Below are 12,528 nucleotides of genomic sequence, written 5' to 3'. Positions count from 1 at the left end.
GTTTCGGGGCCGCGAATGCCTTATCGGCCTGCGATGCTGTTGCTTTTCGCTGAAACGACGCTGCGGTATAATCACGATGTCTGGGAGGACGCAGCCATGACCGATGCCGACAAGGTATTTGCAGGCAGCATTCCCGCTCTTTACGAGCGGTTCATGGTGCCGATGATCTTCGCTCCATATGCCGAGGCGATTGCCGAGAAGGTGGCGGCGCGACATCCCGCGACCGTTCTGGAACTTGCTGCGGGAACCGGGGCGGTGACGCGCGCCATGGCGGAAAGGCTGCCGGAGACGGCGGCGCTCACCGCGACCGATCTCAACCAGCCGATGATCGATCTGGCAATGACTCTGCAGGAGACGGGCAATGTTCTCTGGCGGCAGGCCGATGCGATGGCGCTGCCGTTTGCCGATCAATCCTTCGATACGGCTGTCTGTCAGTTCGGGGTGATGTTCTTTCCCGACAAGGTCGCCTCCTATCGCGAAGTTCGTCGTGTCCTGAAGCCGCGCGGCGCCTATCTGCTGGCTGTCTGGGACAGGATCGAGAACAATGAATTCGTCTCCGTGGTGAGCGAGGTCCTGTCGCAGCGGTTTGCCGACAACCCGCCGCAGTTCATGCGCCGCATTCCGCACGGCTATCACGATCTCGCGCTGATCGACGGCCAGTTGAGAGCCGCAGGCTTCTCCACGGTCGAAGCCGAAACACTGAAACTGACGGGTCGCTCGCGCTCCCCACTCGATGCGGCTACGGGCTATTGTCAGGCCAATCCCCTCCGAAACGAGCTCGAGGAGCGCGCACCGGGCGGCCTTGAGGCCGTCACCGAACTGGTGGCGGAGGCGCTCGAGAAACATTTCGGTCCGGGGCCGATCGAAGGCGTGCTCAGCGCTCACGTGATTACTGCGCGAGGCTGACGCTTCTCATGGGCCGGAGACCGGCGAAGTTCGGCCATTCGGGACCGCAGCCGCCGGATTGCGCGAAAGCGGCATTGTAAAGCGGTTGAAAGAAGCTATGGTCCGAGGCTTCACAAAACTGTCATATTGACCTTTGCCGATGCCTTTTCCACCGAGCATTTCCCTCTTCGTCCGGCGTTTTTCCGGAGCGTCCTCGTGAGCACGATTGCCATTGCGCTTGCGCTCGTCGCGGCCATCCTGCATGCGAGCTGGAATGCGTTCCTCAGAAACGGGGCGGATCGTCTGTGGTCCGTGACCGTGATGAGCCTTGCGGGAACGCTGGTCGCCCTGCCGTTCATCGTCTGGTTCCCGCTGCCACAGGGCGAGGCGTGGTTCTATATCCTGATGTCGGCCACGCTGCAGGTGGGCTACAGCCTCTTTCTCGTTGCGGCCTATCGTCATGGCGAACTCGGCCAGGTCTATCCCATCGTTCGCGGCACGGTGCCGCTGCTCGTGACGCTGGGCGGTTTTCTGTTCTTCGGCGAAATCCTCGGCACCTTCCAGACGATCGGGGTCATGCTGGTGGCAGCGGGGATCATGAGCCTTTCGCTCGGCAAGACGCGGGCCGCGACCTCGTCGCTGCTCTTCGCATTCGCGACCGGTCTGGTCATCGCCTGTTACTCGACGGTGGATTCGAGGGGCGTGAAATTCGTGGAACAGCCGGCGGCCTACGCCATGTGGGTACTGTTCCTTTACGGCCTGATGCTTGCGATTACCTACGCCGTGCTGCGGCGCGGACTTGCCATCGATATCCGCTCGCCGGTCACGTGGAAGGCCTTCGGCGGCGGTGTGGTGGCGATGATCGCCTATGGCCTCGTTGTCGTCGCCTATGCCTTTGCGCCGGCCGGCCTCGTCACGGCGGTGCGTGAAACAAGCGTGGTGTTTGCCGTCCTGATCGGAGCGCTGTTCCTCGGGGAGCGGCCGACGCTCAAGCGGCTGATTGCCTGCCTGACCGTTGCGCTTGGCGCGATCTGCGTCAGCCTTTAGGGTAGGAAACGAGGACGGGAACGGCCGGCATGCTGTAGATGTCATCCTGGTTTCTCCGTTTCCCCGCAGGGAAAGGAGACCGGAGGCGTTGCGGGATAAGGCGCCGAGCGGAATCGGGTGCAGGTATCGCGTCTATCGTGCCGTCACACGTGAATCATGGGGAGGGTGAGGGGATGTCGAGCAAGAACGGGAAGACGCCCAGCCATGGTTTGAGGCTAATCCTCCTCCGGCATGCCAAGTCCGCGTGGCCGGAGGGTATCGAGGACAAGGCGAGGCCCCTATCCGACCGCGGCCGCAAGGCGGCGTCGGCAATTGGAGCCTATATGGAGGCGCAGGGGCTGACGCCGGACCTCGTCCTTGTCTCCACCGCCGAACGCACGCAGCAGACATGGACGCTGGTGAGAAAGACGCTTTCGGGCAAGCCTGAGGTTCGCAATGTCAATGAAATCTACGAGGCGCCAGCCGCGACATTGCTGTCGGTGATCTGTGGCGTGGAGCCTCAGTATCGCTCCGTGGCGATGCTCGGCCATAACCCCGGCATGGAGGAACTGGCGGCGATGCTCACCGGCAGCGGCGATGCGGAGGCGTGCCGGCGGATGGCGGAGAAATATCCGACCGGGGGACTGGCCGTCATCGATTTCGATGCAGAGGCCTGGCCGATGCTTCGCGCCGGTTCGGGCCGGCTGGAGCGCTTCGTTACGCCGCGCTTCCTCGAGCATTCTCGGCGATAACGGCGTTTTCAATGCCCTATCTGTTTGTTTCCTAAGGAATTCCGGTTCAAAGCCGCAATACACTTCTGCTGGAAACGCTCCTGGCAGAGCGAGCCTGTTTCTCCGGTGCAGCATGACGGCGGAGCAAGGCACCCTTCATGTCGGCGCTTTCGTTATGGAAGGAGAGAACGGTCGATATCTCGGCCTCATCGCAGTCGATGAGCAGTTTCGTTTCGGTGTCGCGTTTCACGAGGTCGACCGTACAGATGACGGCGACGATCCCGATCTTCTCCTGCGACCCGTGCCAGACATCCACGCCGCCGCCATCGGTCGACTGCGTGCCTTCGAGATAGCCGTAGTCCAGCGGGTAGACCATGGCCGGATAACGGGGATGGACGGAGCCCTTCGGCCGGTCGATGACGAGCCGCGCACCGGCCAGCAATTCGTCGAGGGCGGCCCAGAAAGCTCGTGGCGAAGCATCCGGGATCACAGGACCCGTATCCTGGTATGGTGGCCGAGATGCGGCAGGAGGCGGCGCATGTCGGCGAAGGAGAGCGCCACGCAGCCCTCCGTCGGCGCGTATCCCGGTTTTGCGAGATGGAAGAAGATCGCCGAGCCCGCGCCACGGCGTCGGCTGGCGACGTTCCAGTCCATGACGATGCAGACGTCGTAGAGGTCGTCGTCCCGGTTCAGTTTCTCGTGGCTCGCGGCAAAGGGCGCGCGGACCGGACGGTTATAAGAGGGGCTTGCCGGTGCGTCGCACCACAGCATGTCCGGACGGATGCGGCGCATGGCAAGTGCTGTGGGCGGGAGACGGACATGGTCGCTGCGCGTATAGCCATAAAGCAGGCGCATCGCCGCTCGCGGCGTGGCGCCATCGCCCTCGCGCTTGCAGGCGGTGATGCCGGAGCGGCCGATGGCGGCCCTGAAGCGGAGCGGGCCGGCCTGCAGGATCGCCTGCGACCGCTTTCCCGGCGCCCGCCGGATAATGATTTCACCCAGGCCCCGCGTCTTGCCGCCAGGTGATCCGTTGAAAATGCTCACGAGATTTTGCCTTGTTTGTGAAGTTCGGTGTATTCATAGCACTTCGAATGCGCGGCAAAGAAGCAGTGGACATGTTTCTTTGCGGCGCGACGGCGTTTCAGGTTCAAGCCGTTGCATGAATGGCGACGGAGAATGCAGGAGAAGGACAGACATGAGCGCGCGCACCATCCTTCTGGTTGATGACGACGACGATCTCAGGGAAACGCTGGTCGAGCAGCTTTCGCTTTACGACGAATTCACGCTGCTGCAGGAACCGAACGCAACGAAAGGCATGCAGGCAGCTCGCACCGGTCAGGTGGATCTGCTGATTATGGATGTCGGCCTGCCCGACATGGATGGCCGCGAGGCGGTGAAACTCCTGCGCAAGGGCGGCTTCAAGGCGCCCGTCATCATGCTGACCGGCCACGACACCGATTCGGACACGATCCTGGGACTGGAAGCGGGCGCCAACGACTATGTGACGAAGCCTTTCCGTTTTGCCGTGCTGCTTGCCCGCATCCGAGCGCAGCTTCGCCAGCACGAACAGAGCGAGGATGCAACCTTCGGCGTCGGGCCCTATCTCTTCAAGCCCAGCCAGAAGCTGCTCACCACCGAGGACGGCAAGAAGATCCGGCTCACCGAGAAGGAGGCGGCGATCATCCGCTATCTCTATCGCGCCGGTCAGAAGGTCGTGACGCGCGACGTCTTGCTCGAAGAGGTCTGGGGCTATAATTCGGGTGTGACGACGCATACGCTCGAAACCCATGTCTACCGCCTCCGGCAGAAGATCGAGCGTGATCCGTCCAGCGCCGAAATCCTCGTCACGGAAAACGGCGGCTACAAGATCATCCCTTGACCCGTGACCCCGGAGAACCCGCATGGCGCTTGCCGACGATATTGAGCTGCTTTCCGGCGTTCCGCTGTTTTCCGGGTTGGACAAAGATCAGCTCAGGCTGATCGCCTTCGGCGCTGAGCACAGGCCGGTTGCCGGCGGGCAGGCGCTCTTTCGCGAGAAATCGCCGGCCGAATGCGCCTATGTGGTGGCAAGGGGGCGCTTCGAGCTTTCGTCGCTCGGGCGTGGCGGCAAGCCGAAGGTCGAAGCCATCGCCGAGCGCGGTACCATGCTCTCGGAGCTCGCGCTGGTGACCATGGTGGAGCGCAAATATACGGCGGTCGCGCTGGAGGATGCCGATGTCATCCGCATCACCCGCGCACTGTTTCACAGGCTGCTTGAGGAATATCCCGAGATGGCGGCGATCATCGAGGCGCGTATCCGGGCATCGATCAGCAGCCTGATCGATGGTGCCGCCGCCATGTCCGACCGCTTCCGCTGAAGCGGTAATCTGCCTTACAGATCGAACCAGGCTGTTACAGGGACGTGATCCGACGGCTTTTCCCAGCCGCGGGCTTCCTTCAGGATATCGATCTTCTTCAGGTGGCCGGTGAGATCCGGCGACGACCAGATGTGGTCGAGGCGACGGCCGCGATCGGCCGCCTCCCAGTCCTTGGCGCGGTAGCTCCACCACGTATAGATCTTTGCCGGCTCGGGCGTGTATTGCCGCATCAGGTCGACCCAGCCGCCCTGGCGGACGACGTCCAGCAGGCCTTCGGTCTCGACCGGCGTATGACTGACGATCTTCAAAAGCTGCTTGTGCGACCAGACGTCGTTTTCGAAGGGGGCGATGTTGAGATCGCCGACGAGGATCGCGGAAACGCCGGGCTCGGCATCGGCCTTCAGCGCCTTCATTTCCTCGATAAAATCCAGCTTGTGACCGAACTTGGGATTGATCTCGCGGTCCGGCTCGTCGCCGCCGGCGGGAACGTAGAAGTTATGCAGGCGGATGCGTTTGCCCTGCCATTCGAAGATCGCCGAGATGTGGCGGGAATCGCCGACGCCGCAATAATCCTGCCGGTGATCCTCCGTCAGCGGAAAACGCGAGGCGATGGCGACGCCGTGATAGCCCTTCTGGCCGTGCAGAATGATGTTCTCGTAGCCGAGCGCCCTCAGCGCGTCGGCGGGGAACTGATCGTTCTGGCACTTGATTTCCTGCAGGCAGAGGATGTCGGGGCTCACCCGTTTCAGGAAATCCTCGACGATCGGCAGGCGCAGCCGGACCGAATTGATGTTCCAGGTGGTGATTGACAGTGACATGCCTCGTGCTCCGGTTGGTCGGGCAAGGTCTACCGTATCTCCTCAAAATTCAAAGCGGTTTTTAACCGGCCATGACCGCGGTCCTCAGCGTTTCGGTCCATGCACGTCGGCATAGGGGATTTCGAAGACGCTCGGATCGAGATCGACGCCGGTCTGGACGTTGAAGATCATCACAGAGGTATCCTTGGCCTGCATGTCGGTGATCGTCCACTGGCGCAGGTCATAGGTCTTCGGATCGAACATCAGGGTGATGGTGGAATCGCCGAAGATGGTCTTGTCGCCGAGAACGATGGTTGTGAGGTCCGCTTCTTCCTTGACGTCGCGCACCAACTGGTTTCCGAGGTCGATCTTGTCGGAAAGCAGCAGGCTGAGCGGTGTCTTTGACAGCGGATAGAGATCCCAGGTCTTCAGCTTCATGTTGCCGATGACGACATTCTTGCCGTCAGCAATGACGCGCATCGGAGAAGGCTTTTCGTAGTTGAAACGCAGCTTGCCGGGACGCTGGATGAAGAACTTGCCGCCGGTCTGTTCACCGCGCGGGCCGAACTGGACGAATTCGCCCATCATCGTCTTCACCGAGGAAAAATGGTCGGCAATCTTCTGGGCGGCGTCGGCTGCGGCATGGGCGCGCGGCAGGGGAAGCGCTGCCAGCGTCAGCAGGGCGCCGGAACCGAGCGCGAACTGTCGACGGGTCATGGACGCCGGCGCAATCGCCAGGCGTTCGGCATTTTCTTCAATCATCCGGAACTCCTTCATATGGTCATTCCATCGCCGAAAAACGCGGCGTCATCATGGCCGGGATATCAGCGACCGGGGGTAAACGTCATCCGTGGCCCGGGGTTCAACGTTCGATGATGTCGGCTTCCGTCGGCACGAGGATTTCCCGCTTTCCGGCATGGTTGGCCGGGCCGATGATGCCTTCCTGCTCCATGCGTTCGATCAGGGAGGCGGCACGGTTGTAGCCAATGCCAAGGCGGCGCTGGACATAGGAGGTGGAGGCCTTGCCGTCGCGCAGCACGATGGCGACCGCCTGATCGTAGGGATCGTCCGAATCGGCAAGGTTGGCGGTGCCGGCCGGGCCGCCGCCCTCCTCGTCCCCGTCCTCGTCGATGGTGATCGCGTCGAGATACTGGGGTGCGCCTTGAGTCTTCAGATAGGCGACGATTTCCTCAACCTCGTTGTCGGAGACGAAGGGGCCATGGACGCGCTGGATGCGGCCGCCGCCAGCCATGTAGAGCATGTCGCCCATGCCGAGCAGCTGTTCGGCCCCCTGTTCGCCAAGAATGGTCCGGCTGTCGATCTTCGAGGTCACCTGGAAGGAGATGCGGGTGGGGAAGTTTGCCTTGATGGTGCCGGTGATGACGTCGACCGACGGGCGCTGGGTCGCCATGATGACGTGAATGCCGGCGGCACGCGCCATCTGGGCAAGACGCTGCACGGCGCCTTCGATATCCTTGCCGGCGACCATCATCAGGTCCGCCATTTCATCGATGATGACGACGATATAGGGGATCGGCTTCAGGTCGAATTCTTCGGTCTCGTAGATCGCCTCGCCGGTCTGACGGTCGAAGCCGGTCTGGACGGTGCGGGTCAGTACCTCACCCTTCTCCAGCGCCTGCTCGACGCGGCTGTTGAAGCCATCGATGTTGCGCACGCCGATCTTCGACATCTTCTTGTAGCGCTCTTCCATCTCGCGCACGGTCCATTTCAGCGCGACGACGGCCTTCTTCGGATCGGTGACGACGGGCGAGAGCAGATGCGGGATACCGTCATAGACGGAAAGTTCCAGCATTTTCGGGTCGATCATGATCAGGCGGCACTTTTCCGGCGGCAGACGGTAGACCAGCGACAGGATCATGGTGTTGATGGCAACGGATTTACCCGAACCGGTGGTGCCTGCGACCAGAAGGTGGGGCATCTTGGCCAGATCAGCTATCACCGGTTCGCCGCCGATGGTCTTGCCGAGCGCCATGGCGAGCTTGGCTTTGTTGCTCTCGAAATCGCGCGAACCGATCAGTTCGCGCAGATAGACGGTTTCGCGCGTACGGTTCGGCAACTCGATGCCGATCGCGTTGCGGCCGGGGACAACGGCGACGCGGGCGGCTATCGCGCTCATCGAGCGGGCGATATCGTCGGCAAGCCCGATGACGCGCGACGACTTGATGCCGGGTGCGGGTTCCAGCTCGTACAGCGTGACGACCGGACCGGGGCGGACGTGGATGATCTCTCCCTTGACGCCGAAATCCTCCAGCACACCTTCCAGCATGCGGGCGTTCTGTTCGAGCGCGTCGGCGGAGAGCGTGGCATCGCGGGCAATCGTCTTTGGCTCGGCAAGCAGATGAACAGAGGGCAACTGGAAGCCTTCGGGTCTCAGGAGCGAAGCCTGCGCATCCCGTTCGATGCGGGCGCCCTGTTTCGGTCGCGGTGCCGGTGCTGCAACACGCGGGGCGGGGCGATCGGCGCCGCGGGCTGTGGGCGGCGACGGCGACCAGCCGCTGTCATCCGGCAGGATTCCGGCCGGGCGCGGCGGCATGTCGTCGAGATCGAAGGGCGGATCATCGTAATCGTCGTCGCTATCGACGCTGATCGGCGGTGGAGAGACCAGATGCCGCTTGGGAGCCAGCACGCGCGGTGCGCCATCGAGCGAGGGCTCGCGGCGTTCTAAGCTGTTCGGCGCTTTCGGGCGGATAGGTTCGTTGAGCGTGCCGAACTCGTCATCGTTGAAATCGTAGGGCTGCTCGAAATGGCGGCTGCGATCCACGGGCTTCATGCCAAGCAGGCGGCGAGCGCGGGCGCGTATGGTGTACCAGTTGTGGGTGAAGGCGCCGAGCGCGAGCGCAATCGGACCTTCCTCGTCATCCTCTTCCTCGGCTGGAACGGTGCGGGCGAGCGGCTTGCGACGCTCGGCGAGGGCTTCTTGCTCCTCGTCCTCCTCCAGCGGATCGCGCCCGATGAGGCCGGCGGCGAAAAGCAGCAGCCAAGCGGCGGGGAGCGCCAGCAGGGCACCAAGGATCATCGATACGGTGCCGGTCGGATAGGCGCCAATGAAAAGGCTCGGAAAGCGCAGTATCATATCGCCGAAGACGCCGCCAATGCCGTTCGGGATCGGCCAGGTGGCGGGAGGCGGAAAGCAGCCGACGACGGCAGAGGAAACGATCGCGCCGACGAACCAGGCGGCGATGCGGGCGGGAATGCGGTGAAGCCGGCGACCGGTGATGAGGGCCAGCGACCAGGCAAGCACGGGAAGCAGCGAAAGGAGGCTCGCAAGGCCGAAGAACTGCATCATCACGTCGGCGAAGATCGCGCCACCATGGCCGAGAATATTGGTCGGCTCGTTGGCCGTCGCATAGGAGAGACTCGGATCGGCGACGTTCCAGGTGGCGAGTGCAGCGACGGCCAGCACCAGCGCCAGGAAAATCGAAAAGCCCAGGAGCGCCAGCACCTGCCGTACGATGAAGGCGCTGAGCGCGAAGCGGCCCGGTTGGTCGCCGATCGCTGCGGAATTGCCTCTGTTCATCCCCTGCCTGCCCGTTCGTCGAAGAAAGCTCTTGCCGGCGACCAGAGCGCCAGGCACGAGGCGAGGCGGTCCTGTCACGGCTCCATAGGGCACATTACAGGGGACAGGGTTAATGGTGCATTAACCATGGAGGTTGCCGAAGACCGCTTTGCCCGAAGGGCACAAAAAAAGCCCGGACGCGGGGTCCGGGCGAAGAGCGGCTCGCCGTTCGACGGCCGCGACGGGAGGAGAAGCCGCACCGGAGGCCGGTGCGGCGAAATCCTTAGGAGTGGTATGCGGCTTCGCCGTGGGAGGCGAGGTCGAGACCTTCGCGCTCGGCTTCGACCGGGACACGCAGGCCAACGATGACGTCCGTGATCTTGTAGAGGATCGCGGAGCCGACGCCGCACCATACGAGCGTGACCAGAACGGCCTTCACCTGGGTGAAGAACTGGGCGCCCATGGTTACGCCTTCGGCATAGCCGATGCCGCCGAGCGAGGTCGAGGCGAAGATGCCGGTGGCAAGAGCGCCGAACAGGCCGCCCACGCCATGAACGCCGAAGACGTCGGCGGTGTCGTCATAGCCGAACTTGTTCTTCACCACGGAGACGAAGAAGTAGCAAAGCGGCGAGACGATCAGGCCCATGACGATCGCGCCCATCGGGCCGACGATGCCGGCGGCAGGCGTGATGGCGACGAGGCCGGCGATCATGCCCGAGGCAGCGCCGAGCATCGAGGACTTGCCGCGGGTCAGGCTTTCGACGAAGGCCCAGGAGACGATTGCGGCAGCGGTTGCGATGAAGGTGTTGACGGTCGCGAGCATGGCGCCGCCGGAGGCTTCGAGGTTAGAACCTGCGTTGAAGCCGAACCAGCCGAACCAGAGCATGGCCGCACCAACCATGGTCAGTGTCATCGAGTGCGGAGCCATCATGTCCTTGCCGTAGCCGGTGCGCTTGCCGACCATGATCGCGCCGATCAGACCGGCAACACCGGCATTGATGTGCACGACGGTGCCGCCGGCGAAGTCAAATGCGCCCCAGCCGAAGATCAGGCCGTTTGCATCCCAGACCATGTGTGCGATCGGGAAGTAGACGAAGGTGACCCACAGAAGGCAAAACAGGATCGCGGCGGAGAACTTGATGCGTTCGGCGAAGGCGCCGATGATGAGCGCGGGGGTGATAGCCGCGAAGGTCATCTGGAACAGCATGAAGATGTATTCCGGAATGACGGCATCCGAGAAGGTGGCAGCCGTCGAATCCATCGTCACGCCCGAGAGGAAGAGCTTGGCCGTGCCGCCGAAGAAGGCGTTGGTCGAGCCGCCGAAGGCGAAGGAATAGCCGTAGATGACCCAGACCAGCATGATGGAGGCGCCGATGACGGTGCACTGCATCAGGACGGAGAGCATGTTCTTGGCGCGCACGAGGCCACCGTAGAACAGGGCGAGGCCCGGAATCAGCATGAAGAGGACGAGAATGGTGCAAAGGAACATGAAGGCGGTATCGCCCTTGTCCGGCACGGGTGCTGCGGCTGCAGCTTCCGCGGCGGCCGGTGCGGCTTCCTGCGCAAAGGCAATCGCCGGCGCCAGCAGCGCGGCCGAAGCGGCGCCAATCCGCGCGAAAGTGGAAGAAAACTTGGTAAACGACATCAGTAACAACTCCCCTAACAGCCGTTCTTACAGAGCTTCAGAATTGGTTTCGCCGGTGCGGATGCGTACGGCCTGGTCGATCGAGTAGACAAAGATCTTGCCATCGCCGATCTGGCCCGTCTTGGCAGCGGAAGCGATCGCCTCGACGGCCTTGTCCGCGAGTTCGGAGGACACGGCGATTTCGATCTTCAGTTTCGGCAGAAAGCTTACGGCGTATTCGGTGCCGCGGTAGATTTCCGTGTGTCCCTTCTGGCGGCCGTAACCCTTGACCTCGGTCACGGTCAGGCCCTGGATGCCAACAGCGGTGAGGGCTTCGCGCACCTCATCCAGCTTGAACGGCTTGATGATGGCCATCACAATCTTCATCTGGTTTCCCATCCTTTGCTTGTCCTCGGCGCGGAGCCGACTCTCCTTGCCGCCAGCCCCAAAGCGCCCAGCGACTGCGGTCAGACATTCAAAGTATGTGCCAGATTCGTGAAGACTAATAAGTTATTGAAATCTAAAGATTATAATAAACGAAGCTAATAAACAGGCAATTGAACGGCTCATGTGCGCACAAATTATGTGCAAAAATGCCGATTTGCCCTTCTTTTAGTCATCTGCTCTTTTCCGAATCAGCCCTTCCTGCGCAACGGAGGCAATGAGAACCCCGTCGCGGCTGTAAATGCTGCCACGGGTCATGCCGCGTGCGCCTGAGGCGCTCGGGCTGTCCTGCGTATAGAGCAGCCAATCGTCGAGGCGGGTGGGGCGGTGAAACCACATGGCGTGATCGAGGCTCGCGGCTTGCAGCGACGGATCGAAGATCGAGGTTCCGTGGGCATAGAGCGATGTGTCGAGCAGGGTCATGTCCGAGAGATAGGCGAGGATTGCAGCCTGATAATGCCTGTCGTCCGGTGGGGCGGCGCTGGTGCGCACCCAGATATGGGCCTTCGGCTCCAGCTTTTCCTTGGAGATGTAATGCACCAGCGAGACGGGCCGGATCTCGATCGGCCGCTCGCGACCCCAGTAGCGCCGCACGGTGTCGGGCGCCTGGGCGAGGAAGACATCGCGAAACTCCTTTTCGCCCATCAGGCTTTCCGGCGCCGGCACGTCCGGCATTTCGACCTGATGATCGAAGCCCGGCTCGTCGAGCTGGAAGGAGGCCGACATGGAGAAGATCGCCTTGCCATGCTGGATGGCGACGACGCGACGGGTGGTGAAGCTCGCGCCGTCGCGGATGCGCTCGACCTGATAGATGATCGGCACCGCAGGATCGCCGGGGCGCATGAAATAGGCATGCAGCGAGTGGACGAAACGGTCCGCCTCGACGCAGCGCTGGGCGGCCATGAGCGCTTGGGCGATGACCTGGCCGCCGAAAACCCGCTGCCAGCCGTTCTGGGGGCTCTTGCCGCGGAAGAGGTCTTCCTCCAGCTTTTCGAGGTCGAGCGTCGCAATCAGCTTTTCCATGATGCGCGTTTTCTCTTCCGACTGCGACATAGTATAGTGCCCCCGATTGTAGGAAATCGTTCAAGGCTGATCTATATAGCGGCCGGTGATATGCACAAGGGCAAACACGGGCAACGCGCTGCCC

13 protein-coding genes are annotated in these 12,528 nt (G+C 62.3%); 5 read left to right on the top strand and 8 right to left on the bottom strand.

Translation table 11 applies throughout. The features are described 5' to 3' along the window. Positions 1-96 precede the first annotated feature (96 nt). The 3 genes from ACLBKR_RS17925 (at position 97) to ACLBKR_RS17915 (ending at position 2,663) form a co-directional block, all read left to right on the top strand. Complete coding sequence (locus ACLBKR_RS17925) at positions 97-906, top strand: methyltransferase domain-containing protein (protein WP_113447542.1); 810 nt, start codon at positions 97-99, stop codon at positions 904-906. A gap of 195 nt (positions 907-1,101) precedes the next feature. After that, positions 1,102-1,932, top strand: a complete 831-nt coding sequence (locus ACLBKR_RS17920; protein ID WP_112830726.1) for a DMT family transporter — start codon at positions 1,102-1,104, stop codon at positions 1,930-1,932. A 173-nt stretch (positions 1,933-2,105) separates the two neighbouring features. Beyond that, positions 2,106-2,663: a SixA phosphatase family protein gene (locus tag ACLBKR_RS17915; RefSeq protein ID WP_113338096.1), complete on the top strand. Its 558-nt coding sequence runs from the start codon at positions 2,106-2,108 to the stop codon at positions 2,661-2,663. A gap of 46 nt (positions 2,664-2,709) precedes the next feature. Here the strand turns inward: ACLBKR_RS17915 and ACLBKR_RS17910 are convergent, their stop codons facing one another. Next, complete coding sequence (locus ACLBKR_RS17910) at positions 2,710-3,132, bottom strand: Inorganic pyrophosphatase (RefSeq protein ID WP_414899880.1); 423 nt, start codon at positions 3,130-3,132, stop codon at positions 2,710-2,712. Continuing rightward, on the bottom strand, positions 3,129-3,686 hold the full coding sequence (locus ACLBKR_RS17905; protein WP_414899878.1) for a L,D-transpeptidase family protein: 558 nt from the start codon (positions 3,684-3,686) through the stop codon (positions 3,129-3,131). The genes ACLBKR_RS17910 and ACLBKR_RS17905 overlap by 4 nt, the downstream gene beginning before the upstream one ends. A gap of 151 nt (positions 3,687-3,837) precedes the next feature. Here ACLBKR_RS17905 and ACLBKR_RS17900 point away from each other — a divergent pair, with 151 nt between their 5' ends. Together ACLBKR_RS17900 and ACLBKR_RS17895 are read left to right on the top strand one after the other, a co-directional pair. Next, positions 3,838-4,521, top strand: a complete 684-nt coding sequence (locus ACLBKR_RS17900) for a response regulator transcription factor (protein ID WP_112830573.1) — start codon at positions 3,838-3,840, stop codon at positions 4,519-4,521. Positions 4,522-4,543: 22 nt separating this feature from the next. Beyond that, positions 4,544-4,999 carry a cyclic nucleotide-binding domain-containing protein gene (locus ACLBKR_RS17895; RefSeq protein WP_112830572.1) on the top strand — a complete coding sequence of 152 codons (456 nt, stop codon included), beginning with the start codon at positions 4,544-4,546 and terminating at the stop codon, positions 4,997-4,999. Between the two features lie 14 nt (positions 5,000-5,013). On the opposite strand, the gene xth is transcribed toward ACLBKR_RS17895, so the two are convergent. The 6 genes from xth to tesB form a co-directional block, all read right to left on the bottom strand. Next, entirely contained in the window at positions 5,014-5,817 is an 804-nt protein-coding gene (xth, locus tag ACLBKR_RS17890) for an exodeoxyribonuclease III (RefSeq protein WP_113338097.1), read from the bottom strand. Positions 5,818-5,901: 84 nt separating this feature from the next. Next, complete coding sequence (locus ACLBKR_RS17885) at positions 5,902-6,513, bottom strand: outer membrane lipoprotein carrier protein LolA (RefSeq protein ID WP_414901820.1); 612 nt, start codon at positions 6,511-6,513, stop codon at positions 5,902-5,904. A 145-nt stretch (positions 6,514-6,658) separates the two neighbouring features. Then, the gene (locus ACLBKR_RS17880; RefSeq protein ID WP_113447473.1) at positions 6,659-9,334 is read right to left on the bottom strand and encodes a DNA translocase FtsK; all 2,676 of its coding nucleotides are present in this window, start codon (positions 9,332-9,334) and stop codon (positions 6,659-6,661) included. Positions 9,335-9,596: 262 nt separating this feature from the next. Continuing rightward, positions 9,597-10,958 carry an ammonium transporter gene (locus tag ACLBKR_RS17875; protein WP_112830568.1) on the bottom strand — a complete coding sequence of 454 codons (1,362 nt, stop codon included), beginning with the start codon at positions 10,956-10,958 and terminating at the stop codon, positions 9,597-9,599. Positions 10,959-10,985: 27 nt separating this feature from the next. Then, positions 10,986-11,336 carry a P-II family nitrogen regulator gene (locus ACLBKR_RS17870; protein WP_162708326.1) on the bottom strand — a complete coding sequence of 117 codons (351 nt, stop codon included), beginning with the start codon at positions 11,334-11,336 and terminating at the stop codon, positions 10,986-10,988. Positions 11,337-11,549: 213 nt separating this feature from the next. Further along, complete coding sequence (gene tesB / locus ACLBKR_RS17865; RefSeq protein ID WP_112830567.1) at positions 11,550-12,434, bottom strand: acyl-CoA thioesterase II; 885 nt, start codon at positions 12,432-12,434, stop codon at positions 11,550-11,552. Positions 12,435-12,528 lie beyond the last annotated feature (94 nt).

The sequence above is a fragment of the Paenirhizobium cremeum genome (genome assembly GCF_047553425.1).
Taxonomy (GTDB): domain Bacteria; phylum Pseudomonadota; class Alphaproteobacteria; order Rhizobiales; family Rhizobiaceae; genus Allorhizobium; species Allorhizobium cremeum.
This window is presented reverse-complemented; position numbering and strand designations above follow the sequence as displayed.

What these genes read in the sequence shown, in the direction of transcription:
- ACLBKR_RS17925 (WP_113447542.1), top strand. Translation starts at nt 97, where the DNA reads ATGACCGATGCCGACAAGGTATTTGCAGGCAGCATTCCCGCTCTTTAC.
- ACLBKR_RS17915 (WP_113338096.1), top strand. Translation starts at nt 2,106, where the DNA reads ATGTCGAGCAAGAACGGGAAGACGCCCAGCCATGGTTTGAGGCTAATC.
- ACLBKR_RS17900 (WP_112830573.1), top strand. Translation starts at nt 3,838, where the DNA reads ATGAGCGCGCGCACCATCCTTCTGGTTGATGACGACGACGATCTCAGG.
- ACLBKR_RS17895 (WP_112830572.1), top strand. Translation starts at nt 4,544, where the DNA reads ATGGCGCTTGCCGACGATATTGAGCTGCTTTCCGGCGTTCCGCTGTTT.
- xth (WP_113338097.1), bottom strand. Translation starts at nt 5,817, where the DNA reads ATGTCACTGTCAATCACCACCTGGAACATCAATTCGGTCCGGCTGCGC.
- ACLBKR_RS17885 (WP_414901820.1), bottom strand. Translation starts at nt 6,513, where the DNA reads ATGACCCGTCGACAGTTCGCGCTCGGTTCCGGCGCCCTGCTGACGCTG.
- ACLBKR_RS17880 (WP_113447473.1), bottom strand. Translation starts at nt 9,334, where the DNA reads ATGAACAGAGGCAATTCCGCAGCGATCGGCGACCAACCGGGCCGCTTC.
- ACLBKR_RS17875 (WP_112830568.1), bottom strand. Translation starts at nt 10,958, where the DNA reads ATGTCGTTTACCAAGTTTTCTTCCACTTTCGCGCGGATTGGCGCCGCT.
- ACLBKR_RS17870 (WP_162708326.1), bottom strand. Translation starts at nt 11,336, where the DNA reads ATGGGAAACCAGATGAAGATTGTGATGGCCATCATCAAGCCGTTCAAG.
- tesB (WP_112830567.1), bottom strand. Translation starts at nt 12,434, where the DNA reads ATGTCGCAGTCGGAAGAGAAAACGCGCATCATGGAAAAGCTGATTGCG.